We start from the raw sequence: 23726 nt of genomic DNA on the forward strand, positions 1-23726 counted from the left end.
GTGGCGACCAGTGGAGGCCATGTGCTGCGCGCCCTGCGTGGGGCGGCGGAGGAGCGGGGTTCGTGATGGCGCGATCCTCCATGGCCGTTGCACGCAGCCACACCCGTTGGGCGTAAGCCCGTCCGGGCGCGAGGCGACGCAGGGCGCGCGGGCTCAAAGTCCCGAAGGGTCTACGAGGGCGACGGGTCTCAGGCGCGACATGACCTGATCCCGGTTCGCCCGACCCTCGGCGGCGGCGCCGCGCCTTTCGATCCCGTCTCAGATCCGGGCGTCGACGGCGGCGGGGCCGGCGCCGGGGGCGAGCTCGATCTCCGCGCCGCCGAGGCTGAGCGTCACCCGGCCGGAGCGGTCGAGGCCCCGCAGCCGCACCGCCCTGCCGTCCGCGAGCGACAGGCGCATCTCCTCCCCCTCGGCGGCGATGTCGACGGCGCACAGGTCTGCGGCGCGCGCCTCCGCGAAGGCCAGCGCGAAGGCCTGGCCGGGCGCGACCTCGATCACGCCGCGTCCGAAGGCGGGACCGATCACCATGGCCGCCGCCCGCGACGCCAGACGGAAGGGGACGGGGTCCTCGGCGAGCTTCTCGGACTGCAAACGGGCGTCGTCGCCCTTCGGCGGCGGCGCCGCCGGCCCCGGCTCGGGCGCAAGGTCGTTCGGAGACTGGGTCGGTTGAACACCCATCGCCGACGCTGACGCGGGTTCGGGGCGGCGAGCGCCCGAAGGATCCGCCCCGGCTGCGGCGAAATCGGAGACCTCGGGCAGGGCGGGGGGCGCTTCGGCGTCCGCGAGGCCCTCGGAGGCCGCCGCCTCAGCGTCCTCAACCCCTTCCCCGATCTTAGTTGCCGCCTGCGCGGCCGCCCGGGCGCGCGCCTCGGCGAGGCGGTCGCTCCAGGCCACGGCGCGCAGGCCGTCGGCGCGGCGCTCGGCGGCGTAGGTCCAGCCGCCGGGCTGGTCGGGGGCGCCGACATGGGCCGCGGTCGCCCGCGCCCGTCCCTCGCCGCGGGTCATCAGCGCCCGGGCGAGGTCGAGGAGCTGGGGCAGGCGCGTCTCCACCTCCCGCCGGGGCGCTTCGCCTGCCGCGGCCCCGTCGCTCTGCGCGAAGACGGCGCGCAGGCCGCCGCGGTCGGGCGTCGGCCGGTCCCCCGGCCCGGGCGCAGGGCCGGCGGGGGCGGCGGTCCGGAACCAGGCCGCGGCGGCGCGTCGGCGGGCGGGCCCGGGGCGGGCGGACGGAAATGCGGACGGGACGGCAGGCATCGCGGACGGTCCTGGCGGGGCATCGGGATCGAAACAGGGTGAACGAAACATTGCGCCGGGAAGGGTTGCGGAAGGGTTAAGCGGCCCCCCGAACCCCTCCGCCCCCCTCGCCCGCCCGCGCGGCGCGGGCCTCGCCCGGCCCGCCGCGAGCTCGCCTCCCCGCTCCGCCGTCCCGAACCCGCCTCGGCCCTGCGGAAACCGGCCTCTCCGCCCCGCCGCCGCGCGCGCGCCGCCTTGCGCGCGCCCGCGCCCTCCCGTAAGAGGCGCCCGACCTATTCCGACGTCCCTTCGAGGGGGGTGACCGGCGCCCATGCCCAGGCTCGTGATGAAATTCGGCGGCACCTCCGTCGCCGACCTCGACCGCATCCGCGCGGCCGCCCTCAAGGTGAAACGCGAGGTCGACGCCGGCTACGAGGTCGCCGTCGTGGTCTCCGCCATGTCCGGCAAGACCAACGAGCTGGTCGCCTGGGTGCGCGACGCCGCCAACCCGCCCGGCGCCAACGGCGGCGGCTTCTACGACGCGCGCGAATACGACGCCGTCGTGGCGTCGGGCGAGCAGGTGACCTCCGGCCTGATGGCGCTGGCGCTGCAGGAGCTGGGCGTGCCCGCGCGCTCCTGGCAGGGCTGGCAGGTGCCGCTGAAGACCACCGGCGCCCATGGCGCCGCGCGGATCGAGGACATCGACACCACCAAGCTCGACCAGAAGTTCGCCGAAGGGCTGCACGCGGTGATCGCGGGCTTCCAGGGGATCGGGCCGGACGGGCGCATCTCGACGCTGGGCCGGGGCGGCTCGGACACCTCCGCCGTGGCCTTCGCGGCCGCGCTCGGGGCCGAGCGCTGCGACATCTACACCGACGTCGACGGCGTCTACACCACCGACCCGCGGGTCGAGCGCAAGGCCCGCAAGCTCGACCGCATCGCCTACGAGGAGATGCTGGAGCTCGCGTCGCTGGGCGCCAAGGTGCTCCAGACCCGCTCGGTCGAACTGGCGCTTCGCTACAAGGTCCGCCTGATGGTGCGGTCCAGCTTCAACGACGAACCCGGCACGCTCGTCTGCGACGAGGAGGAGATCATGGAATCCAAGGTGGTCAGCGGCGTCGCCTTCTCGCGCGACGAGGCCAAGGTGACGGTGGCGGGCGTCGAGGATCGCCCCGGCGTCGCCGCCGCGATCTTCGGCCCGCTCGCCGAGGCCGGCATCAACGTGGACATGATCGTCCAGAACATCTCGGCCGAGGGTCTGACGGACATGACCTTCTCGCTGCCCACCGACGACATCGCCAAGGCGCGCAAGGCGCTGGAGGCGGCGCAGGAGTCGGGGTCGCTGAAGTTCCGCACCCTGATCGCCGACACCGACGTCTCCAAGGTCTCGGTCGTGGGCATCGGCATGCGCTCCCACGCGGGCGTCGCCAAGAAGATGTTCGAGGCGCTGGCGAAAGAGGGCGTGAACCTCAAGGTCGTCGCCACCTCCGAGATCAAGATCTCGGTGCTGGTCGACCGCAAGTACATGGAGCTCGCCGTCCAGGCGCTGCACGACGCCTTCGAGCTCGAGAAGGACTGAGCCCGTCCGCGCGCCGGCCGGGGAGGGGCCGGCGCGCGGGGGGCGGCCGCCGCGCGGCCGAAGACGCAGCGGAACCCGCGTCGCGGGGGGTCGTTGAGCGGCCGGACGCCGTGCTAGAGAGGGAGGGCCGGGCCGCGCGACGTCGCGCCGCCGGGCGAGGGCGAGGGACGGAACGGCGGCCATGAACCAGGCGGGCAGCATCGATCAGGGCGGCGGGTCGCGCCTCCTGCTCCGGCGGCTGGCGGGGGTGATGGCCGAGGCCGGCGACGGCCAGCAGCGCCTAGACCGCATCGTCACCCTGATCTCGCGCTCGATGAACGCCGAGGTCTGCTCGATCTACCTGCGCCGCGGCGACCGCACGCTGGAGCTCTGCGCGACCGAGGGCCTCAACCCCGCCGCCGTGCACAACGCCCGCCTGCGGGTCGGGCAGGGCCTGGTCGGCCAGATCGCGCTGCGCTCCGAGCCGATCAACACCGCAGACGCCCAGCGCACCCGCGGCTTCCAGTACATCCCCGGCACCGACGAGGAGGTGTTCAACGCCTTCCTCGGCGTGCCCATCCAGCGCCTGGGCGAGGTGATGGGCGTGCTCGTCGTGCAGAACCGCGACGCCCGCGACTATTCCGAGGACGACGTCCACGGCCTCGAGGTCGTGGCGATGCTGCTCGCCGAGATGACCGAGCTGGGCGCCTTCCTGAGCGAGGGCGACGCGGAACTGGCCGGCGCCCATGTGCGCCCGTTCTACGCCCGCGGCCTCTCGGCCCAGGAGGGCGCGGCCGAGGGCGTGGTGCACCTGCACGAGCCGCGCGAGGCCACCCCCAACCCCGTCGCCGAGGACGTGGAGGAGGAGCGCCGCCGCCTGCTGGAGGCCATCGAATCCCTGCGCGGCGAGGTCGACGGCATGCTCTCGGGCGAGCTGCTGGGCGGCACGGGCGAGCATCGCGACGTGCTCGAGGCCTACCGGATGTTCGCCCACGACAAGGGCTGGCTGAAGCGGATGCTGGCCTCGGTCGACAGCGGCCTCGCGGCCGAGGTGGCGGTCGAGCGCGAGCAGACCGCGGTGCGCGCGCGCCTGTCGCGCATCGCCGATCCCTATCTGCGCGAGCGGGCCCACGACCTCGACGATCTCGGCAACCGGCTGATGCGCCACCTGCAGGGCGACCGCGGCCCCCGCCAGGTGCCCGAGAACGCGGTGCTGGTCGCGCGCAACATCGGCCCCGGCGAGCTGCTGGACTACGGCGACCAGCTCAAGGGCGTGGTGCTGCAGGAAGGCGCCATCGGCTCCCACGCCGCCATCGTGGCGCGGGCGCTCGCGATCCCGCTGGTGATCCAGGCCGACCGCATCACCATGGAGGCGCGCAACGGCGACCGCATCCTGGTCGACGGCGACGTCGGCGCGGTGCACCTGCGCCCCGACGAGACCGTGCTGGGCGCCTTCCGCGAGAAGCTCGACATGCGCGCCCAGGCCGCCGAGGCCTGGCGGGCGCTGCGCGACGAGCCGGCCCTGACCCTCGACGGCCACCGCATCGGCCTGCACATGAACGCCGGCCTCTTGACCGACCTGCCCTCGCTCGAGGGCTCGGGCGCCGAGGGCGTGGGCCTCTACCGCACCGAGCTCCAGTTCCTGATCCGCGCCCGCGTGCCCATGCGCTCCGAGCAGGCGGCGCTCTACGACCGGGTGCTCAGCCACTCCCGCGGGAAGCGGGTGGTGTTCCGCACGCTCGACATCGGGTCGGACAAGGTCCTGCCCTACATGAAGAAGCAGGACGAGCCGAACCCGGCGCTGGGCTGGAGGGCGATCCGCATCAGCCTCGACCGGCCCAATATACTGAAGATGCAGGTCCAGTCGCTGCTGCGCGGCGCGGCGGGGCGGCCCTTCGCGATCATGTTCCCGATGATCGCCCAGGCCACCGAGTTCACCATCGCGCGCGACGTGGTGCTCGAACAGCTCGAGCGGCACATCCGCAACGGCTGGCCCGCGCCCCACCGGCTCGAGATCGGCGCGATGCTGGAGACGCCCAGCCTCGCCTTCGCGCCCGACCGCTTCTTCCGCGAGGCCGACTTCATCTCGATCGGCGGCAACGACCTCAAGCAGTTCTTCTTCGCCGCCGACCGCGAGAACGAGCGGGTGCGCAAGCGCTACGACATGTTCAACGCCTCCTACCTGCGCTTCATCGAGATGATCGTGCAGCGCTGCGACGGCCACGGCACGCCGCTGAGCTACTGCGGCGAGGACTCGGGCCGCCCGCTGGAGGCGCTGGCGCTGTCGGCGATGGGGCTGCGCACGCTCTCGATGCGCCCGGCCTCCATCGGTCCGGTGAAGCGCCTGCTGCGTTCGGCCGACCTGCGCGAGGCGCGGGGCGTGATCGACGCGGGCATCGCGCGCGGCGACGTGAACCTGCGCGGCGCGCTGGCCGGCTGGGCGCGCGATGCGGGGCTGAGCGAGCTGCTGTGAGGCGCGCGGGCCTCGTCTTCGCCGCCGCCTTCGCGGCGCTCGCCCCGGTCGCGGCCGGCGCCGCGGACCCGATCACGCTCTCGCCCGAGGTCGATCCCGCCGCCCGGCTCGAACCCTGGCTGTGCGAGACCGTGGCCGCCTACGACGCGCGCCCGGAGAAGGACGATTTCCTCGACCTGTTCGAGGACGTCGTCTTCCACGAGGAGTTCTGCTTCGCGACCGGCGGGCGCTGCGAGATGAAGCTGCGGCGGGTCGAGCGCAAGGTCCGCGCGGTGCTCAGCGCCCCCACCCTCGGCCCCGACGATCCCCGCCGCCTCGCCGTCGGCGCCGGGCTGATGCAGACGGGCAAGGCGGCGACGCGGGTGGGGCTCGAGGTCTCGCTGGGGGAATTCGAGAGCGGCGAGCGCTTCGCCCCGTTCCTGATCTTCGTGCGGCCGCTGGCGGTCCTCGACGGCTCGCAGGCGCCCGCGAAGGACGACGCGGTGAGCGGCCTGCTCAGCCAGGGCGACCATGGCATGGCGCTGCTCGAGAACCCCTGCTGGGTGCGCCCGATCCTGGACGAAGGGGGCGACGTGCGCGCCGCCGTGGTGTTGGTGCGCGACGACCTCGACCCCGACCTCACCGGGCTGTGCATGATGGAGGAGACCTGGAACGCCCTCGGCCTGACCGATCCCGACGGCGACGCCAGCTTCTTCGACGACGCCTGGCGGCGCGTCCCCGCCGCCGCGAACCCGGCCGAGGGGCTGTCGGCCCTGTCGCGCTCGGTGAACGAGCGGGACCTCGCGCTCCTGCGCCTGCTCTACCTGCCCGAGCTTCGCTCCGGCATGACCGCGGCCGAGGCGATGCCCCTCGTGCGCAAGCGCCTGAAGCGCGACTGCCGGCTCTGAGGGCCGGGCGGCGGCGGCGCGTCAGCTGTCGGGCACCGGCGGCTCGTCCTTCGCCAGCAGCGCGTCGCGGGAGGCGGAGCGGAACTCCCGCCGGTATAGGGTCAGGGCGGTGGCCAGCGTCGCCAGCGCCAGCGGAACCGCCCCCAGCAGCCAGGTCAGCAGCGCCATCGAGAAATAGGTGGTGCGCATCCCGCGGTTGAAGTTGCGCGCGGCGTTGACGTTGATCGCCGCGGCCTTGCGCGCCAGCGCCTGGTTCTCGGGGTCCTCGGCGTCGCTGCCGATGGTCCCCATCAGCACCGCGCAGTAGCCGAACAGGCGATGCGCCCAGACGAACTTCATGAAGGCCGAGACCAGCACCAGCGCCAGCACCAGCAGCTTCGCCTCCCACCCCGCGCGGGTGGTCGCGGTGTCGAGCCGCAGGTCGTGGGCCACCGTCACCAGCCGGTCGGCCTGGCCCAGCAGCGCCACCACGCCGCCGATGGCGATCATGCAGCCCGAGGCGAAAAAGGCGCAGCCCGAGCGCAGGGCGTTGAGCAGCGAGGCGTCCATGATCCGCGGCTCGCGATGCAGCATCGCCATCATCCACTTCAGCCGGTGCGCGGCCATGATCGTGTGGACCGAGGGGCGGCCGGGGGGCGGGCTCTCGACCAGCCAGGTCATCCCGTGCCAGGCGACGAGGAACAGCCCGAAGGCCGCGAAGTCCATCCAGCCGAAGAACCGGGGCAGCAGCTCCACGGCCGTCTCCATCGCGATCTCCCCTCCCGCGGCGCCGGTCGCCGATCCTCGCCTACACTGGCGCCCGCGCCGCGGCATTCCAAGCGCGCACCGCCGCCGGCGGGACGGCTCTGTCGCGGGCTGCGCCCGCGAGGCGCCCGCCCGCCGACCCCGGCGCGGGGCGCGGCCGGCTGCGGCGCCCTCCCGCGCCGGCGGGCGCGGGGCTTCCGGCCTGGGTCAGGCAGGGGGCTGGTCCGGCCGGCGCCGGGCAGGGTCGTGGTCCGGGCGGCGGAGCGGTGGAGGGCGGATCGGCCGAACCGCCGACGTCGGCCCGCCGCCGCAATCCCGCTCCGCCCCGCCTTGTCCCCCGCCGGCCGCCCCGGCATCCTGCGCGCGACCTTGCAGGAGCCGCCCCATGACCACCGCCCAGGCGCTCGACTTCGCCTCCGTCTTCGTCTTCGGCCTGACCGGGGGGCTGGCGGCGAGCCGGGCGCAGCTCGACCTGGTGGGGTTCCTGTTCCTCGCCACCATCACCGCCGTCGGCGGCGGCACCGCGCGCGACGTGATCCTCGACCGCCAGCCGGTGTTCTGGGTGGGCGAGCCTTCCAACATCCTCGTCGCGGCCGCCGCCGGCCTGATCTGCTTCGTCTGGGCGCCGCGGCTGGAATCGCGGCGCATGACGCTGGAATGGCTCGACGCCGTGGCGCTCGCCGTCGCGGTCGGCGCCGGCATCACCGCCGCGCGGTGGGAGGGGGCGGGCCCCACCGTCACCGTCATCATGGGCGTGATGACCGGCTGCCTCGGCGGCATCCTGCGCGACGTGGTCTGCAACGAGCAGCCGATGGTCCTGCGCCGCCGCGAGCTCTACGTCACCGCCGCCGCCGCGGGCGCCGCGGCGGGGGCCGTCGCGCTCGAGCTCGGGCTGGGCACGGCGCTCGCCTCCGCGGTCTGCGGCGTCGTCGCCTTCGGCCTTCGCGCCGGCTCGATGCGCTTCGGCTGGCGCCTGCCCGAATACAGGAGCCGCCCCCCGAAGCGCTGAAGCGCCTGGGGCTTCGCCTCCCCGCCTTTTCCAAGGGGTGGAACCCGCACGCCCCCTGCGGCGCCGTCCGGCGGTTGGCAAAGGCCGCGCGGGCGCGCATGGTGCGGCTGTCGCGCGGCGTCCGGCCGGGAGGGGCCATGGCCGCGCGGCGCGCCAGGGAGACCGCCATGCAGATGCCCCAGCCGAACCCCGAGATCCTCGGCCGTCGCCAGGCCATCGTCGACCGCCTCGCCGCCGCCCTGCCGGCCGACGCGCTGGTGGACGACCCGCGCGAGACCCGCGCCTACGACTGCGACGCGCTGACCGTCTACTCCTGCCCGCCGCTGGCCGTGTGCCTGCCGCGCACCACGCAGGAGGTCTCGACGATCCTCAGGATCTGCCACGAGGAGGGCGTGCCGGTGATCCCCCGCGGCTCGGGCACCGGCCTCGCCGGCGGCGCGCTGCCCACGGCGGACGCGGTGGTGCTGGGGGTCGCGCGGATGAACGCGGTGCTCGAGACCAGCTACGCCGACCGCTACGTGCGCGTGCAGACCGGGCGCACCAACCTCTCGGTCACCGGGGCGGTGGAGCCCGACGGGTTCTTCTACGCGCCCGACCCCTCCTCCCAGCTCGCCTGCGCCATCGCGGGCAACATCGCGATGAACTCCGGCGGGGCGCATTGCCTGAAATACGGGGTCACCACCAACAACCTGCTGGGCGTGACCATGGTCATGGCCGACGGCGAGGTGGTCGAGATCGGGGGCCCGGCCATGGACCCCGCCGGCTACGACCTGCTGGGCGTGATCTGCGGCTCGGAAGGGCAGCTCGGCGTGGTCACCGAGGCGACCCTGCGCATCCTGCCCAAGCCCGAGGGGGCGCGCCCGATCCTCGCGGCCTTCGACTCGGCCGTCACCGCGGGCGCCTGCGTCTCGGACATCATCCGCGCCGGCGTCCTGCCGGTGGCGATCGAGTTCATGGACAAGCCGATCATCCACCTGACCGAGAATTTCGTCGGCGCCGGCTACCCGATGGACGCCGAGGCGCTGCTGATCATCGAGGTCGAGGGCTCCCCCGCCGAGATCGAGGAGCAGCTCGACAAGATCAAGGCCATCGCCCGGACCCACAACCCCACCACCCTGCGCGAGAGCGCCTCGGAGGCCCAGTCCAAGGCGATCTGGGCCGGGCGCAAGGCGGCCTTCGGGGCGACGGGGCAGGTGGCGGACTACCTGTGCATGGACGGCACCATCCCCACCTCGGCCCTGCCCGAGACGCTGGGGCGGATGACCCAGCTCGCCGCCGACTACGGCCTGCGGGTGGCGAACGTCTTCCACGCCGGCGACGGCAACCTGCACCCGCTGATCATGTTCGACGCCAACGACCCCGAGGAGCTGCGCAAGGCCGAGGCGCTGGGCGCCGACATCCTGCGCCTGTGCGTCGAGCAGGGCGGCTGCCTGACCGGCGAGCACGGGGTGGGCGTCGAGAAGCGCGACCTGATGGTCCACCAGTACGCCCCCGTCGACCTCGACGCGCAGATGGGGGTGAAGGACGTGTTCGACCCGAAATGGCTGCTGAACCCCGCCAAGGTGTTTCCGCTCGCCGCCAGCGCGGGGCGCGGGGCATGACCGGCCCGCGGCGCATGACCCGGGCCGGGCGCGAAACCGGCGGGCGCGTCGCCCGCGGGACCCGTCTCCCCCCGCAGGCGGGGGGAGCCCCGCGGGCGCGCCGGCCTGCCGCCGGCGGGCGCCCGGGGCGGAGGGTTGCGCGATGATCGAACCGGGCTCCGAGACCGACCTGGCCGAGGCCGTCGCCGCCCTGACCGCCCCCGTCGAGGTGAAGGGCGGGGGCACCCGCGCCGCCCTGGGCCGCCCGGTGCAGGCGGCGCAGACCCTCTCGACCGGGGGTCTCCGCGGCATCTCCCTCTACGAGCCCGGCGCGCTGACGCTGGTCGCCGCCGCCGGCACGCCGCTGGCCGAGATCGAGGCCGCGCTCGCCGCCGAGAGCCAGCGCCTCGCCTTCGAGCCGATGGATCATCGCCCCCTGCTGGGCTCGGGCGGGGAGCCCACGATCGGGGGCGTCGCCGCCTGCAACGTCTCGGGCCCCCGCCGGGTGCAGGCGGGCGCCTGCCGCGACGCGATGCTGGGCGTGCGCTTCGTCGACGGCGCCGGGCGCGTGGTGAAGAACGGCGGGCGGGTGATGAAGAACGTCACCGGCTACGACCTGGTGAAGCTGATGGCCGGCGCCTACGGCACGCTGGGCGTGCTGACCGAGATCGCCTTCAAGGTCCTGCCGATGCCCGAGGCGACGGCGACGCTGGTCGCGCGCGGGCTCGACGACGCTTCCGCCGTCGCCGCGATGACCGCGGCGCTGGGCTCGCCCTACGACGTCACCGGCGCCGCGCACCTGCCCGACGCCGCCGATCCCGCCGCCGCCCGCACGCTGGTGCGGATCGAGGGTTTCGCGGGCTCGGTCGCCTATCGCGCCCGGCGCCTGCGCGACCTGCTGACCGCCCAGACCCGCGGCGAGATCGAGATCCTCGACGATCCCGCCGCCGCCGCGGACCTGTGGGCCGACGTGCGCGACGTGCGCGGCTTCGCCGACCGCCCCGGCGTGGTCTGGCGCGTCTCGGTCAGGCCCTCGGACGGGCCGGCGCTGGCCGCGGCCTCGGGCGCGCAGGCCGTGCGCTACGACTGGGGCGGCGGGCTCCTGTGGCTCCTGACCGGGGAGACGGACGCCGCCGCGTCGACCGTGCGCGCCGAGACCGCGCGCCTGCGCGGCCACGCCACGCTGGTCCGCGCCCCGGCCTCGCTGCGCGCCTCCGAAGGGGCCTTCCAGCCCGAGGCCCCGGCGCTCGCCGCCCTCTCCGCCGGGCTGCGGTCGAAGTTCGACCCCCGCGGCGTGCTGAACCCCGGAAGGATGAGCGCCTGAGATGCAGACGACCTTCTCGCCCGAGCAGCTGAGCGACCCGCTGGTCGCCCGCTCCAACAAGATCCTGCGCAGCTGCGTGCACTGCGGCTTCTGCACCGCGACCTGCCCCACCTACCAGGTGCTGGGCGACGAGCTCGACAGCCCGCGCGGGCGCATCTACCTGATCAAGGAGATGCTGGAGTCGGGCCGCCCCGCGGACGAGAAGACCGTGCGCCACATCGACCGGTGCCTGTCGTGCCTCGCCTGCATGACCACCTGCCCCTCGGGCGTGCATTACATGCACCTGGTCGACCACGCCCGCGAGCATATCGAGAAGACGTACAAGCGCCCCTTCGCCGACCGCGCCCTGCGCTGGCTGCTGGCGCGGATCCTGCCCTACCCCGAGCGCTTCCGCCTGGCGCTGGCTGGCGCGAAGCTCGCCCGCCCGTTCAAGGGCCTGATGCCGGGCCGCCTGAAGGCGATGGTCGATCTCGCGCCCCCGAAGATCGCCGGCCCCTCGCCCCACGACCGGCCCCAGACGATCCCGGCCGAAGGCGCCCGCACCCGCCGCGTGGCCCTGATGACCGGCTGCGCCCAGCGGGCGCTCGACCCCGAGATCAACGCCGCCACCATCCGCCTGCTGACTCGCCACGGCTGCGAGGTGGTGATCGCGAAGGGCATGGGCTGCTGCGGCGCCCTCACCCACCACATGGGCAAGGTGGACGAGAGCCACGCCTCCGCCGCCGCCAACATCCGCGCCTGGACGGCCGAGATCGAGGCCGGGGGGCTGGACGCCATCGTCATCAACACCTCCGGCTGCGGCACGACGGTGAAGGACTACGGCCACATGTTCGCGGGCGACCCGCTGGAGGCGGATGCTGCGCGCGTGGCCGGCCTCGCCCGCGACGTCTCCGAGCTGATGGAGGAGATCGGCCTGCGCGACGCCCACGCCCCGGCGCTGCGGGTCACCTATCACTCCGCCTGCTCGCTCCAGCACGGCCAGCAGGTGAAGGAGGCGCCGAAAGTCCTGCTGAAGGCCGCCGGCTTCCAGGTGAAGGAGCCGCGCGACCCGCATCTCTGCTGCGGCTCCGCCGGCACCTACAACCTGATGCAGCCCGAGATCGCGGGGGAGCTGAAGAAGCGCAAGCTCGCCACCCTCGCCGAGACCGCGCCGCAGGTGATCGCGGCGGGCAACATCGGCTGCATGATGCAGCTGGGGCAGGGGGCCGGCGTCCCGATCCTGCACACCGCCCAGCTGCTGGACTGGGCCACCGGCGGCCCGGTCCCCGCGGCGCTGGCCGCCGCCGGGCTCGACCGCCTCCACGCCGCCGAATAGCCGGGCCCCGTCCAGGGGGGCAGGTGGGCGTCCTCGGGGGCGTCGAGCCCCGCTCGGCCGCGGGGCCTGGCGGCCCCCGGCGCGAACCTCGCAGGCCTCGCCCGGCCGCCCCGGGCCTCGCCGTCGCCGTCGCGCAGGGAGCGGGGCCATGCGGCGCGTCGAGACCTCCGCCGTTGCCGGGCCGCGCGTCTTCACCGGATCGAAACCGGGCGGGGGGCATCTGGGGGCGTGTCGGGCGTGGTCGACCAGCGGACCTCCCGTCAGGAATTCTGACGGCGAGGTGAACGAAATCGGTTGCGCGACTCACCTTACGTCGTTCATGGTATCTTCATGTATGTTGCGTATCGCCTTCTGGCCGCGTTCCTGGCCGTGGCGCCGCTCGGCGCCCCCTCCGCCTCGGCGGAGGCGCGCGCGCTGGCGACCGAGGCGCAGCAGACCCGTTTCGTCGCCGTCGGGCGGCTGAACGTGGGCGGGCAGGGCCACTGCACCGCCACCCTCATCGAACCCGACCTCGCCCTCACCGCGGCCCACTGCCTCGTCAACCGCCGCACCGGCGCGACCTGGCGGGCCGAGCGGCTGGTCTTCCTGCCCGGCTGGCATATCGACGCCGCCGCCGCCGTGATGCGCGGCCGCGCCGCGGCGCTGGCGCCGGGCTATCTCGAGAATCCGGGTCCCGCGCGGGACCTGGCCCTGATCCGGGTGTCGGAGGCGGCGGAAGGGGCGCCAAATCCGATCCCGGTGGCGAGCGCGGAGGCCCTCGCGGCCTCCGTGCTCGCGCTCTCCTACGGGCGCGACCGCGGGCAGGCCCTGTCGGTCCAGTCGGGATGCGCGGTCGTCGCGCGGCAGGGAGACCTGCTGCGGACCGACTGCGACGCGCTGCCGGGCATCTCCGGCGCGCCGCTGGTCCGCGAGGGGGCGGACGGACCCGAGCTCGTAGGCGTCATCGTGGCCTCCGTGGGGGCCGAGCCGCCCGCCATGCTGGGCCCCGCGCTCGCCGTCGCGCCGCAGGGGCTGATGCCCGGGCTGCGCCGCGCCCTCGCCCAGGCGGAGGCCGCGCAGTGACCCGGCCCGCCCGCGCTTTGCGGCGCGCCCTGCGCCTCGCCGCCGCCCTCGCGGTCGCCCCCGCGGTCCTCGCCCCCGCCCTGCCGGCGGCGGCGCAGGAGGGGACGGCGCCGCGCCGCCTGCTCGCCGCGCACGAACAGCTCGATTTCCGCGGCGTGGGCCGGCTCGACATGGGCGCGGCCTACTGCACCGCCACGCTCTTCGACGCCTCCCACGCGCTGACCGCCGCCCATTGCCTGTTCGACGACCGCGGCCAGCCCCGCCGCACCGCCGACCTGTGGTTCCGCGCCGGCCTTCGCGACGGCGGCGCCCAGGCTGTGCGCCAGGTGCGCCGCTACGCCGTGCATCCCAACTACCGCTGGAACGGTCCCCGCGCGGCCTTCGAGGAGATCGCCGCCGACGTGGCGATGATCGAGCTCGACCAGCCGCTGCTGACCTCGGACTTCCCCAGCTACGATCCGGGCGACCTGCCCTCGCCCGGTGGCGCGGTCGCGCTCCTGTCCTACGGGGCGGGACGCGACCGCGCGCTGTCCCTGCAGGAGCCCTGCCGCGTCACCGGGCGGCAGGGGCCGGTCGCCGCCCTCGACTGCGAGGTCGGGCCCGGCTCCTCGGGCAGCCCCGTGCTGGTGCGCGACGCCGGGGGCGCGTTGCGGCTGGCGGGGGTGATCTCGGCCAAGGGGCGCGGCGGCAGCTACGCCTCGGCCGCCTCCGAGACGCTGCCGCTGCTTCGCTGGGCGATGGACAAGCAGCAGATCCGCCGCGCCGCGGCGCGGCCGGAGACCGCGGACGGACTGGGGCCGTCGACGCGGGCCGGCGGCTGGAAGACCAGCCGCCCGCCCGAGGAGTGAACCGATGCCGGGCCGGGCCCGGCGCCGCCCGCCGAAAGGCGCGCCGAAAGGAACATGACGCCGCCGTGGCGCGGCCGATCTTGATGGAAGAAGGGTTCCGACGATGCTTATCAAGACTCTGGGGAAATACGTCCTGATGCCCGGCGCGGGCGTCGCGATGCTGGCCGGCTTCGGCATGTTCGACCTGGGCAAGGGCCCGACCGCGCCCGCGGCCGGCCCCGGCGGCCTGACCAGCATCGAGGACGCGGGCTCGGGCATCATGGCCGCGCTCGACGGGCCCCTGGGCGTGGCCAAGCGCATCGCCATGGCCGGCTCCTCGGCCATCGGGATGGATCCCAACCAGCTGCCCGACTTCCTCAAGAACGCGCAGGGCCCGACCCCGACCCACCAGGTCCCCAGCGGCATCGACCCGACCGCGATGATGGGCGCCGTCGGCGGCGCCTCGGCCGGGGGCGGCTACGCCCAGCCCGTGGGCCACGGCGCCTCGCAGCAGACCTCCAGCGGCTTCGCCTCGGCCCGCCCGCCTGCGGCCACGCAGTAATCTCCCGGGCCCGCGCGGCCCGGACCCGTGCCATGCGAGGGGCGCTCCGGAGACGGGGCGCCCTTTCGCATTCGTGGGCGGGCGGGCGCCTGCCGCGCGGCCCGGAGCCTTCCGCCTCCCGCCGCCGAGGGGACGCGCCGCCTGATCGGCGGGGGCGCTCCGCAAGACCCTGCGCCCTCGTCGTCGCCTCCCGCCTCCGCCTCCCGGGGCCGCGCACGACGCCGCGCGCCGCCCGTCCGGGGCGCATCCCGAAAGGTCTTGAAACCCCGCCGGCCGGTTCCCAAATCCGGCAGGTCGGCCGCCGGTCACCGGGGTCGACGCCTGACGCGGGACCCGTCCGGACGGAGGGTCCTCATCGGACATATCGCTTCGCAGAGGATATGAGACCCATGCGCAACTTCGACCTGTCGCCGCTCTATCGCTCCACCGTCGGCTTCGACCGGCTCGCCGGAATGATGGACGCGGCCCTTTCGGGCGAGACCGCCCAGCCCGCCTACCCCCCGTACAACATCGAGAAGACGGGCGCCGACGCCTACCGCATCACGCTCGCGGTCGCCGGCTTCTCCGAGGCCGACCTGACGGTCGAGAGCAAGGACGGCCAGCTCGTGGTCTCCGGCCGCCGCGCCGCGGACGAGGCCGAGCGCACCTTCCTGCACCGCGGCATCGCCGAGCGCGCCTTCGAGCGCCGCTTCCAGCTCGCCGACCACGTGCGCCCGGTGAGCGCGCGGACCGAGAACGGCCTGCTCCACGTGGAGCTGGTGCGCGAGGTGCCCGAGGCCCTGCGCCCGCGCCGCATCGAGATCGCGCGCGCCGAGCCGAAGCCGGCCGAGATCGAGGCCAAGACCGTCAACTGAGCGAGGCGCAGGCGGCGCCGCGCGGCCCTCGGGCCGGCACGCCCGCCGCGCGGCGCCTGACCTGAACCGCGGCCCGCCGGGAGCTCTCCCCCGGCGGGCCGTTCCGCGTTTCCCCCCCGGCGTCGCCGCCCCGGAGGCGCCGCGTCGACCCGCGCGCCCGGCCGGACCGATCCGCCCGCGTCGCGCGGCGACCGGCGGCGCGGCGCCTCCGGGGCGGCCGGGCGGGACCCTCGCCTCAGCGCCCCCCGGCCACGTCCAGAAGCGCGCCCGAGGTGTAGGAGGCCGCGTCCGAGAGCAGCCAGACGATCGCCTCGGCGATCTCCTCCGGCCGCCCGGCCCGGCCCATCGGCAGGCTGGGACCGGCCTTGGCGGCGCGGTCGAAGCCGTGGCTGTCCATGTGAATCTCGGTCTCGACGATCCCCGGGCGCACGCAGTTCACCCGCACGCCGGACCGGCCCAGCTCCTGCGCCATGCCGATGGTCAGCGTGTCGATCGCGCCCTTGGAGGCCGCGTAGTCCACGTAGGTCGCGGGCGAGCCGAGCCGCGAGGCCGCCGACGAGACGTTCACGATCGACCCGCCCGGCCCCCCACGGTCGGTGGGCATCCGCCGCGCCGCCTCGCGCAGCGCCAGGATCGCGCCGGTCACGTTCACGTCGATCAGCCGCTTCACCCGCTCGGGCGCCATGTCCGCCAGCATCGAGGCCTTGGCGACGACGCCCGCGTTGTTCACGAAGCCCTTCACAGGCCCCAGCGCCGCCTCGGCCGCGTCGAACAGGGCCTCGGCCGCGCCGAGCTCGCCCATGTCGGCCTGCACCGCCGCGGCGCGGGCGCCGAGCGCCTCGACCTCCGCCACGACCTTCGCGGCGGCTTCGGCGTTCGAGACGTAGTTGATCGTCACGTCCCAGCCCCGCTCCGCGCAGAGCCGCGCGGTGGCGGCCCCGATGCCGCGCGATCCCCCGGTGATGAGCACATGCATGGCGGTCTCCTCCCTGCCTCCATCCTGCGCGGGACTTTCCGCCGGAGGGCCGGGCTTGTCCACCGGCGGGGGAGAGGACGGCCGCCGTCCCGGAGGCGCGGGCGCAGATGTCCCGCAGGCGCAGGCCTGGGCGACGGGGCGCGCGCGCGGCCCCGCAAGTTGACAGCTGTCAACTCCGCGGCATCAGGGACTTGCGGAAGGAAGGCCGGCCCGGGCCGTCAGTTGCCCTTTCCCGAGCGCCAGGGCAGGGGGGCGACCGGGACGCCGTCCTCGAGCAGGTCGCGCGCCTCCTCGCGGGTGGCCTCGCCGTAGATCGGCCGATCCTCGAGCGCGCCCTCGTGCATCTGGCGGGCGAGCTTGGCGAAGTCGCGGCCCACGTTCTCGGCCGAGGCCTCCACCCGCTCGCGCAGGGCCTTCATCGCGGCCTCGAGCGGGCTGCCGGGGGCGGAGAGCATGGGCGCCGTCTCGGGCGGGGCCTCGGGCGCGGGGGCCGCGCCCTTCTTCGTGCCCGCGCCCAGGCGCGGCGCCATCAGCGATTTCGAGACCGCGCCGCTGCCGCAGATGGCGCAGGCGAGCCCGCCGGCGGCCTTCACCTTGTCGAAGGCCTCGGCCGACTGGAACCAGCTTTCGAACTCGTGCCCGTCGTCGCAGCGCAGCGTGTAGCGGATCATGGCTCGGCGTCCCGATAGGTCGAGCGGCCCTCCCCCCGAAGGCGCCGCGGATCGTCCGGCGGATCCTTCCGCCCGACGCGCCTTAAATATGCGACGCATTCATGAAGGCAAACCGTCTTCGCCCCGTCCGCGACGCATGGTATCGGGTCCGTGACCCCGAAACCCCGCCTGCGCCGGCCCCGGCCCCTGGCCCCGCCGCGCGCCGAAAGGACGTCCATGCCCCTCCGCGGCGAGACCGCCCGCCGAATCGCCGTCGCCCTCGCCGCCCTGGGCGCGGCGGGCGCCGCCGGCGGGCTGGGCGCGCCCCTCTGGGCGCAGGGGGCGGCGGGCCTGTTCGGCGCCGCCCTCTTCGCCTTCGCTCTGCGCATCCCGCAGGAGCGCGGCGCCGCCGCGCCGCCGCCGCCGCGCCCGGGCGGACTTGAGCCGGGGCTGGGGCGCGCCGCGCTCGAGCGGCTGCCCTTCCCGCTGCTGCTGATCGACCCCGCCGGCCTGATCGAATACGCCAACCCCGCCGCCCGCGCCCTGTTCGAGCGGCTGCGGGTCGGCGAGCATCACTCGATGTCCTTCCGCGCGCCCGACTTCCTCGACGCGCTGGCCGAGGCGCAGGCGGGCGCGCCGCCGCGCAGCTTCGACTTCACGCTGCACGGCGACCGCAACCGGGTGATCCGGGCCCATGTCGACGGGGCCGAGCAGCCGGGCCGCCCCGACCGCCCCGGCCGCCGCCACGTGCTGTGCCTGTTCCACGAGCGCACCCAGGACCTGCGGCTGGAGCGGATGCGCACCGACTTCATCGCCAACGCCAGCCACGAGCTGCGCACGCCGCTCGCCTCGATCCGCGGCTTCATCGAGACCCTGCAGGGCCCCGCCCGCGACGACGCCGAGGCGCGCGAGCGTTTCCTGGGCATCATGCAGGCGCAGGCCGGCCGGATGCAGCGGCTGGTGGACGACCTGCTGTCGCTCAACCGCATCGAGCTCAACGAGCACGTGGCCCCGACCGAGCGCCAGGACCTGGGCGAGATCGCCCACGAGACCGCCGAGGCGCTGGCCCCCGTCGCCGACGAGCGGGGGGTGGAGATCCGGGTGCTCGCCCCCGCCTCCGGCCCGATGGTGCGCGGCGACCGCGACCAGCTGATCCAGGCCATCGGCAACCTGCTGGAGAACGGGATGAAATACGGCGAGGGCCCGGTCGAGATCCTGCCCGCCCCCGCCTCGGCCAGCCATCCCGGCATGGTCGGCCTGACCGTGCGCGACCATGGCGAGGGCATCCCGCGCGAGCATCTGCCGAGGCTGACGGAGCGGTTCTACCGCGTCTCCGTCCGCCGCTCGCGCAACCAGGGGGGCACGGGGCTGGGCCTCGCGATCGTCAAGCACATCATGTCCCGCCACCGCGGCGAGCTGACGGTGGAGAGCGAGCCGGGCGAGGGCGCGAGCTTCACCCTTTGGCTCCCGGCCGACGGGGGAGAGGCCGCAGGCCGCGCCGCCCGCGCAGCGCCCCGCGCCGCGCAGGCCTCCGCCGACTGAGCGGGCCGCCGCGCGGCGGCCTCCGCCGGCCGGGCGCGCCGCCCGGTCCCGGTGCCGGTCCCGGGCGCGCGGGGCGTCCGGGCGCCCGCGTCCGGGCCGGATCGCGCAAAAAATCCACCGCGTCCGGGCCGTTCCGCGCCGCTCCGACATACGTGTGTCATGGTTCGCCTGTAAGGTGACGAAACGTCAGCGTTTTCACCGGAAGTCATGTTTCAGCCACCCGACCCCCTGCGGCCCGACCGCCCGCAGGATCTGCGCCTGGGGCGCGGGCACACGGTCAGCTCCTTCGACGCCGACCTGCGCCAGGTCGCGGTCGAGACCGCGCGCGTGGGCGGCATGGCCGAGGAGCTCCTCTCGCGGGCCCTGACCCTGCTGAGCCGCGGCGACCTCGCCGAGGCCGCCGAGCTGCGCGCCCTGCGCGACCGCCAGCGGCGCCTGGCGCGGGAGGCGAACGACCGCGCCGCCTCCCTGGTGGCGCTGCGCCAGCCGATGGGGGCGGACCTGCGCCAGCTGCTCGCCGCCCTGCGGGCGCTGGCGGCGCTGGCGCGCAGCGGGGACCTGTCGGCCAACCTCGCCGAGGGCGCCGCGCGGCTGCGCGCCGAGGGCGAGCCGGTCGACGGCGCCGAGGAGATGAACGCCGCCCTGCGCCGCTTCGGCCTGCGGGCGCTGGCGCAGCTCTCGGCCGCGATCTCCGCCCACCAGGCCCGCGACGCCGAGGCCGCCCGTGCGGTCTGGCGGCGGGACGGCGAGCTCGACGCCCATCACGAGGCGCTGACCCGCGCGCTGCTCGACCGCATGGCCGAGGGGGCGGAGCCGGTGGTCGCCGGCGCCCGGCGCCTGTTCATGGCCAAGGACCTGGAGCGGATCGGCGACCAGGCCCGCCACGTCGCCGCCGCCACCTGGTGGATGCTGCGCGGCGCCGAGATCGACGCCGCCGCCGACTGAGCGCCGGCTCGGCCTCGCAAGCGCCGCGTCGGGCGTCGCGCGGGCCCCGGCGGTCCGCCCGCGGCGCAGGGCCGCCGTTGCGCCCGGGCCCGGCCTCCGCCCCGGGCGGCCGTCGCGGCCAGGGCGCCTCCGCCCGCCGAGCGCCGCGGGCGACGGGCCGGGGCCGGGCGCTGCGCCCGACGCGGCGCCTCCCGACAGGGCGGCAGGGGGCCGGACCAAGGAAAAGGCCCGCCCGGATCGGTCGTCCGGGCGGGCCTTCACTTGCCTGGGGCGCCGCGGGCGGCGTCCGGGATGCGTCGTCTCAGCGGGAGCGGGAGCGGTCGCGCCGCGCGCTCATCGGCTGGAAGGCGACCGAGACATGCGTCTCGCAATAGGGCTTCCCGCCCAGCGAGGGCAGGCCGCAGAAGAAGAAATCGTCCGTCGCCGGATCGCCGATCGGCCACTTGCAGGTGCGCTCGGTCAGCTGCAGGAGGTTCAGGCGCTTGGCCTTCTTCTCCACCTCCTCGAGGTTGCGGCGGGCCTCCTCGGAGACCTCCGAGACCTGGGGCGGCTGCGGGCCCAGCGGCGGCGTGGGCACGGGGGCGCGGGCGATCGGGCGCTCGACCGCCTCCTCGGCCGGGGCGGCGGCGCGGGGCGCGGGCGCGGGCTGGGCCGGCGCGGCGGCGGGCGCCGGGCGCGGCGCGGGGGCCGGCTCGGGCGCGGCCGCGGCGGCGGGCGCGGGGCGCGGGGCGGGCGCCGGCTCGGGCGCCGGGCGCGGGGGCGCGGCCGCGGCGGCGGGCGCGGGCGCCTCGGCCTCCTCCTTGCCGCCGGTCTTGGGGGCGGCGGTGCGGTTCGACAGGCCCAGGCGGTGGACCTTGCCGATCACGGCGTTGCGGGTCACGCCGCCCAGCGCCTTGGCGATCTGGCTGGCGGACTTGCCCTCGCCCCACATGGACTTGAGCAGCTCGACCCGCTCGTCGGTCCAGGACATGACGTACTCCATGGCTTACACGCGGCGCGTGCGCCGCGACCCTCCTGGCCGCAGCGCCGCCCGCGAACAGGGGCGCCCCCGGGGCATCCGGGCGCGCCCGTCCGGGCCGTCGCGGCCCGTCGCGTCTCTCCCCCCTATTTTACCCTGCGCACCGCCCATAACAAGACGCGGGCGTGCGATCAGGGCCGATCGGTCGCGGGCGCGGGGCGCATATCCGCCCCGCCCTCGCCCGCCGGGCGCATTTCCGCCTCCCCGGTGCGCGCGAGGCGCGGCAGCGCCTCGGCCAGGTGGTCGAAGACCCGCCGCACCCGGGCCGAGCCGCGCAGGTCCGCGTGGGCCGCCAGCCACACCGGCAGCGACCCCAGCTCGGCCCCCGCCAGCACCTGGCGCACCCGCGGCTCCAGCGCCGCCACCGCCGTCTGGCCCGCCCCGATCCCCGCACCCGCCGCCACCGCCTGCCAGTAGGCCACCTGGTCGTCGGTGCGCAGGCGGAAGAAGCGCCGCGGCACCGGCATCCCGGCCTTGGCGAACCCGTCGAGCATCAGTTCCGAGCGGTCGAAGCCCACCACCCGGTGGCGGGCCAGCTCCTCCATCGTCCGCGGCTCGCCGTGCCGGGCGAGGTAGCCGTGCGAGGCGAAGAGGCCCAGGCGCATCTCCGCCACCTTGCGCGCCACCAGGTCGGCCTGGCCGGGGCGGTACATGCGCACCGCCACGTCCGCCTCCCGCCGCAGCAGGTTGGCGGTGTCGTCCGAGGCGACCAGCTCGATCTCCAGCGCCGGCTCGGCCTCCATCAGCTCGGCCACGGCGCCGGGCAGCAGGTAGGTCGCGACGATCCGGCTGGCGGTGACCCGCACCGTGCCCGAGACGCCGCTCGCCCGCCCCTCGGCCGCGCGGGACAGGCGGGCGGCGGCGGCCTCCATCTCCTCGGCGCGGGCCAGCGCCTCGCGCCCCGCATCGGTCGGGCGCACGCCCGCGGCGCCGCGCTCCATCAGCACCTCGCCCAGCCGCCCCTCCAGCGCCGCGAGCCGGCGCGAGAGCGTGGGCTGGCTGAGCGGCCCGCCGCGCGCCGCCGCCGACAGCGAGCCCGCCCGCGCGACCGAGAGCAGGGCCTGGAGCTCCGACCAGTCCAGGTCATCCATTTCTGAATGGCTCCCATCCATTTCCGCGGCTTCCGATCCGGGTGAGAATACCTCATCTTCGCTCCATCGACACCGACCATTCTGCGGAGCCCCGCCATGACCCAGATCGGAACCGCCCTCGTCGTCGGCGCCCGCGGCCGCTTCGGCCGCCACGCCACCGCCGCCTTCGCCGAGGCCGGCTGGCGGGTGCGCGCGATGACCCGCACCGGCGCGCGCGGCTTCGAGAACGCCGAGCCGGTGGCCGGCGACGCCCTGGACCCCGAGGCGCTGACCCGCGCGGCCGAGGACGCCGACGTGATCGTCAACGGCCTGAACGCGCCCTATCCCGACTGGCGCGAGGCGCTGCCGAGGACCACCCACGCGCTGCTGACCGCCGCGAAGGCCACCGGCGCCACGCTGGTGCATCCGGGCAACGTCTACGGCTACGGCTCCGCCATCCCCGCCCGGGCGACCCCCGACACGCCCTACCGCCCCGACACGGTGAAGGGCCGCCTGCGCGCGGAGCAGGAGATGCGCCTGCGCGCCGCCGCCGAGGCGGGGGAGATCCGCTGCATCGTCCTGCGCGGCGGCGACTTCCTCGACACCGAGATCGCCGGCAACTGGTTCGACAGCCACATGACCGCGAAGCTCGACGCGGGGCGCTTCGTCTACCCCGGCCCGCTCGACCGGGTGCACGCCTGGTCGTTCCTGCCCGACTTCGCCGCGGTGATCGCCGGCCTCGCCGCGCGGCGGGAGGCGCTGCCCCCCTTCGCCGCCTTCAACCACCCCGGCCACGCGCTGACGGGGGCGGAGCTGCTGGCGCTGACCGCGCGGGCCGCCGGCCGGCCGCTGGCGCCGCGGCCGTTCCCGTGGTGGGCGCTGCGCCTCGCCGCGCCGGTCTGGCCGATGGGGCGGGAGCTGGTGGAGATGCGCTACCTGTGGTCGACCCCGCACCGGCTGGAGGATCCGCGCCTCGCCGCCCTGCTGCCCGAGCATGTCCCCCACTCGGCGGAGGCGGCGGTGGCCGCCGCCCTCGCCCCGCGGCTGGAGGGGCGGCCGGGCGGGCCGGCGGCGACGGCGCGCGTCGGCGCGGCGCCCGCGCCTGTGGCCGCCCCTGCCGCAGGGGCGTCGCCGCGCCGCCCGCTCCCGGTTCCCGGGCGTCGGCCCCGTCCGGCGTAGCGCGGCGCCCACACTCGGGCGAAACGCTTCCGGAACCGGGCGCTGCGGGGTTGAGCCGGGCTGCGGTCTGATCTTCACATGAACGCGCAACGTATTGGCCGCGCAGCATCGGGCCCCGCCTCGCCGGGGCCCTGTCGCGTCGGCCCGGATTTCGAAGAGGCGTCCGCCGATGGCCATCCTGCGCGCGTACCAGTCGCTGGACATGAACCGCTACGACGTCCGTCATACCGAGCGGACCATCATCAGCAACGAGGTGGTGCGCTTCGGGGCGGACGGCGACTCGATCGCCTATTTCGGCGCCATCTGGCACCCCTACGGCTTCGAGCCCAGCGGCACCCTGCGCGGCGTCTCGGTCGAGGAGGGCGGCTTCCAGCACTTCGCCATCTACGATTTCGAGCGTCCGGTGCGTCAGCCCTTCGTGGCCATGCAGCTCGCGGGCGACTCGCGCGCCTTCTTCCGCCTGCTGATGCAGGAGGACGACGTCCTTCAGGGCTCGCGCCAGCGCGACACGCTCAACGGCTACCGCGAGGACGACCTGGTGAAGGGCGCCCGCGGCAAGGACGTGCTGAAGGGCGGCGGCGGCGAGGACGTGCTGCAGGGCGGGCGCGGGCGCGACGTGCTGCTGGGCGGCAACGGCGACGACCGGCTGAACGGCGGGCAGGGCGACGACAAGATGCGCGGCGGCCAGGGCGAGGACGTGTTCGTGTTCTGGAAGGGCGCGGGCGACGACGTGATCCGCGACTTCGACGACGGGCGCGACCAGATCCGCATCTCCTCGCGCGGGACGCTGGACTTCGACGACCTGACCATCCGCGGCGACGGCGACGACGTGGTGGTGACCATCGACGGGGCGGCCACGATCACCCTGCGCCACATGAGCCCGGCCGAGATCGGCGAGGACGACTTCCTGTTCGGCTGACC

General features: G+C 75.3%; 21 protein-coding genes. 15 read left to right on the forward strand and 6 right to left on the reverse strand.

The genetic code is table 11. From position 1 onward, the window contains the following. Positions 1-258 precede the first annotated feature (258 nt). Positions 259-1050, reverse strand: coding sequence for a hypothetical protein (locus P2H44_RS18865; RefSeq protein WP_275765902.1), 792 nt, complete (start codon positions 1048-1050; stop codon positions 259-261). 511 nt (positions 1051-1561) lie between these two features. On the opposite strand from P2H44_RS18865, the gene P2H44_RS18870 reads away from it, so the two are divergent. From P2H44_RS18870 to P2H44_RS18880, 3 genes are all read left to right on the forward strand, one after another. After that, a complete protein-coding gene (locus tag P2H44_RS18870) occupies positions 1562-2809 on the forward strand; it encodes an aspartate kinase (protein ID WP_275765904.1) in 1248 nt (415 codons plus the stop codon). Positions 2810-2990: 181 nt separating this feature from the next. Next, positions 2991-5261 carry a phosphoenolpyruvate--protein phosphotransferase gene (ptsP, locus tag P2H44_RS18875; protein ID WP_275765907.1) on the forward strand — a complete coding sequence of 757 codons (2271 nt, stop codon included), beginning with the start codon at positions 2991-2993 and terminating at the stop codon, positions 5259-5261. After that, positions 5258-6148: a hypothetical protein gene (locus tag P2H44_RS18880; RefSeq protein ID WP_275765910.1), complete on the forward strand. Its 891-nt coding sequence runs from the start codon at positions 5258-5260 to the stop codon at positions 6146-6148. The genes ptsP and P2H44_RS18880 overlap by 4 nt, the downstream gene beginning before the upstream one ends. A gap of 21 nt (positions 6149-6169) precedes the next feature. On the opposite strand, the gene P2H44_RS18885 is transcribed toward P2H44_RS18880, so the two are convergent. Continuing rightward, positions 6170-6895, reverse strand: coding sequence for a DUF599 domain-containing protein (locus tag P2H44_RS18885; protein WP_275765913.1), 726 nt, complete (start codon positions 6893-6895; stop codon positions 6170-6172). 382 nt (positions 6896-7277) lie between these two features. Between P2H44_RS18885 and P2H44_RS18890 the strand changes: the two genes are divergently transcribed. The 8 genes from P2H44_RS18890 (at position 7278) to P2H44_RS18925 (ending at position 15425) form a co-directional block, all read left to right on the forward strand. Further along, on the forward strand, positions 7278-7901 hold the full coding sequence (locus tag P2H44_RS18890; protein ID WP_275765916.1) for a trimeric intracellular cation channel family protein: 624 nt from the start codon (positions 7278-7280) through the stop codon (positions 7899-7901). A 167-nt stretch (positions 7902-8068) separates the two neighbouring features. Continuing rightward, complete coding sequence (locus tag P2H44_RS18895) at positions 8069-9502, forward strand: FAD-linked oxidase C-terminal domain-containing protein (RefSeq protein ID WP_275765918.1); 1434 nt, start codon at positions 8069-8071, stop codon at positions 9500-9502. 145 nt (positions 9503-9647) lie between these two features. After that, on the forward strand, positions 9648-10805 hold the full coding sequence (locus P2H44_RS18900) for an FAD-binding protein (protein ID WP_275766360.1): 1158 nt from the start codon (positions 9648-9650) through the stop codon (positions 10803-10805). Position 10806: 1 nt separating this feature from the next. Beyond that, entirely contained in the window at positions 10807-12120 is a 1314-nt protein-coding gene (gene glcF, locus P2H44_RS18905; RefSeq protein ID WP_275765920.1) for a glycolate oxidase subunit GlcF, read from the forward strand. Positions 12121-12450: 330 nt separating this feature from the next. Further along, a complete protein-coding gene (locus tag P2H44_RS18910; RefSeq protein ID WP_275765923.1) occupies positions 12451-13182 on the forward strand; it encodes a trypsin-like serine peptidase in 732 nt (243 codons plus the stop codon). Continuing rightward, the gene (locus P2H44_RS18915) at positions 13179-14030 is read left to right on the forward strand and encodes a trypsin-like serine peptidase (protein ID WP_275765925.1); all 852 of its coding nucleotides are present in this window, start codon (positions 13179-13181) and stop codon (positions 14028-14030) included. Before P2H44_RS18910 ends, P2H44_RS18915 begins: the two co-directional genes overlap by 4 nt. 103 nt (positions 14031-14133) lie before the next feature. After that, the gene (locus P2H44_RS18920) at positions 14134-14571 is read left to right on the forward strand and encodes a hypothetical protein (protein WP_275765928.1); all 438 of its coding nucleotides are present in this window, start codon (positions 14134-14136) and stop codon (positions 14569-14571) included. A gap of 389 nt (positions 14572-14960) precedes the next feature. Then, positions 14961-15425, forward strand: coding sequence for an Hsp20 family protein (locus tag P2H44_RS18925; RefSeq protein WP_275765931.1), 465 nt, complete (start codon positions 14961-14963; stop codon positions 15423-15425). 235 nt (positions 15426-15660) lie between these two features. Here P2H44_RS18925 and P2H44_RS18930 read toward each other — a convergent pair whose 3' ends face one another. Continuing rightward, positions 15661-16401, reverse strand: a complete 741-nt coding sequence (locus P2H44_RS18930; protein WP_275765934.1) for an SDR family oxidoreductase — start codon at positions 16399-16401, stop codon at positions 15661-15663. 218 nt (positions 16402-16619) lie between these two features. Next, on the reverse strand, positions 16620-17072 hold the full coding sequence (locus P2H44_RS18935) for a DUF1178 family protein (RefSeq protein WP_275765937.1): 453 nt from the start codon (positions 17070-17072) through the stop codon (positions 16620-16622). Positions 17073-17288: 216 nt separating this feature from the next. On the opposite strand from P2H44_RS18935, the gene P2H44_RS18940 reads away from it, so the two are divergent. Both P2H44_RS18940 and P2H44_RS18945 read left to right on the forward strand, forming a co-directional pair. Next, positions 17289-18593, forward strand: a complete 1305-nt coding sequence (locus tag P2H44_RS18940; RefSeq protein WP_275765940.1) for an ATP-binding protein — start codon at positions 17289-17291, stop codon at positions 18591-18593. A gap of 207 nt (positions 18594-18800) precedes the next feature. Continuing rightward, the gene (locus P2H44_RS18945) at positions 18801-19538 is read left to right on the forward strand and encodes a phosphate signaling complex PhoU family protein (protein WP_275765942.1); all 738 of its coding nucleotides are present in this window, start codon (positions 18801-18803) and stop codon (positions 19536-19538) included. A gap of 301 nt (positions 19539-19839) precedes the next feature. Here the strand turns inward: P2H44_RS18945 and P2H44_RS18950 are convergent, their stop codons facing one another. Together P2H44_RS18950 and P2H44_RS18955 are read right to left on the reverse strand one after the other, a co-directional pair. Further along, positions 19840-20508: a GcrA family cell cycle regulator gene (locus P2H44_RS18950; protein ID WP_275765944.1), complete on the reverse strand. Its 669-nt coding sequence runs from the start codon at positions 20506-20508 to the stop codon at positions 19840-19842. A gap of 179 nt (positions 20509-20687) precedes the next feature. After that, positions 20688-21647, reverse strand: a complete 960-nt coding sequence (locus P2H44_RS18955; RefSeq protein WP_275765947.1) for a LysR family transcriptional regulator — start codon at positions 21645-21647, stop codon at positions 20688-20690. Positions 21648-21743: 96 nt separating this feature from the next. On the opposite strand from P2H44_RS18955, the gene P2H44_RS18960 reads away from it, so the two are divergent. Both P2H44_RS18960 and P2H44_RS18965 read left to right on the forward strand, forming a co-directional pair. Further along, positions 21744-22805 carry an NAD(P)H-binding protein gene (locus P2H44_RS18960; protein WP_275765950.1) on the forward strand — a complete coding sequence of 354 codons (1062 nt, stop codon included), beginning with the start codon at positions 21744-21746 and terminating at the stop codon, positions 22803-22805. Positions 22806-22974: 169 nt separating this feature from the next. Continuing rightward, positions 22975-23724, forward strand: a complete 750-nt coding sequence (locus P2H44_RS18965) for a calcium-binding protein (RefSeq protein ID WP_275765952.1) — start codon at positions 22975-22977, stop codon at positions 23722-23724. The last annotated feature ends 2 nt before the right edge of the window (positions 23725-23726 follow it).

Origin of the sequence: Albimonas marina (assembly GCF_029223255.1) — a bacterium.
In the GTDB taxonomy this organism is placed as follows: domain Bacteria; phylum Pseudomonadota; class Alphaproteobacteria; order Rhodobacterales; family Rhodobacteraceae; genus Albimonas.

Excerpts from the sequence above, each read along its gene's own strand:
- P2H44_RS18870 (WP_275765904.1), top strand. The coding sequence starts at position 1,562 with ATGCCCAGGCTCGTGATGAAATTCGGCGGCACCTCCGTCGCCGACCTC.
- ptsP (WP_275765907.1), top strand. The coding sequence starts at position 2,991 with ATGAACCAGGCGGGCAGCATCGATCAGGGCGGCGGGTCGCGCCTCCTG.
- P2H44_RS18885 (WP_275765913.1), bottom strand. The coding sequence starts at position 6,895 with ATGGAGACGGCCGTGGAGCTGCTGCCCCGGTTCTTCGGCTGGATGGAC.
- P2H44_RS18890 (WP_275765916.1), top strand. The coding sequence starts at position 7,278 with ATGACCACCGCCCAGGCGCTCGACTTCGCCTCCGTCTTCGTCTTCGGC.
- P2H44_RS18895 (WP_275765918.1), top strand. The coding sequence starts at position 8,069 with ATGCAGATGCCCCAGCCGAACCCCGAGATCCTCGGCCGTCGCCAGGCC.
- glcF (WP_275765920.1), top strand. The coding sequence starts at position 10,807 with ATGCAGACGACCTTCTCGCCCGAGCAGCTGAGCGACCCGCTGGTCGCC.
- P2H44_RS18910 (WP_275765923.1), top strand. The coding sequence starts at position 12,451 with ATGTATGTTGCGTATCGCCTTCTGGCCGCGTTCCTGGCCGTGGCGCCG.
- P2H44_RS18920 (WP_275765928.1), top strand. The coding sequence starts at position 14,134 with ATGCTTATCAAGACTCTGGGGAAATACGTCCTGATGCCCGGCGCGGGC.
- P2H44_RS18925 (WP_275765931.1), top strand. The coding sequence starts at position 14,961 with ATGCGCAACTTCGACCTGTCGCCGCTCTATCGCTCCACCGTCGGCTTC.
- P2H44_RS18930 (WP_275765934.1), bottom strand. The coding sequence starts at position 16,401 with ATGCATGTGCTCATCACCGGGGGATCGCGCGGCATCGGGGCCGCCACC.
- P2H44_RS18935 (WP_275765937.1), bottom strand. The coding sequence starts at position 17,072 with ATGATCCGCTACACGCTGCGCTGCGACGACGGGCACGAGTTCGAAAGC.
- P2H44_RS18940 (WP_275765940.1), top strand. The coding sequence starts at position 17,289 with ATGCCCCTCCGCGGCGAGACCGCCCGCCGAATCGCCGTCGCCCTCGCC.
- P2H44_RS18945 (WP_275765942.1), top strand. The coding sequence starts at position 18,801 with ATGTTTCAGCCACCCGACCCCCTGCGGCCCGACCGCCCGCAGGATCTG.
- P2H44_RS18950 (WP_275765944.1), bottom strand. The coding sequence starts at position 20,508 with ATGTCCTGGACCGACGAGCGGGTCGAGCTGCTCAAGTCCATGTGGGGC.
- P2H44_RS18955 (WP_275765947.1), bottom strand. The coding sequence starts at position 21,647 with ATGGATGACCTGGACTGGTCGGAGCTCCAGGCCCTGCTCTCGGTCGCG.
- P2H44_RS18960 (WP_275765950.1), top strand. The coding sequence starts at position 21,744 with ATGACCCAGATCGGAACCGCCCTCGTCGTCGGCGCCCGCGGCCGCTTC.
- P2H44_RS18965 (WP_275765952.1), top strand. The coding sequence starts at position 22,975 with ATGGCCATCCTGCGCGCGTACCAGTCGCTGGACATGAACCGCTACGAC.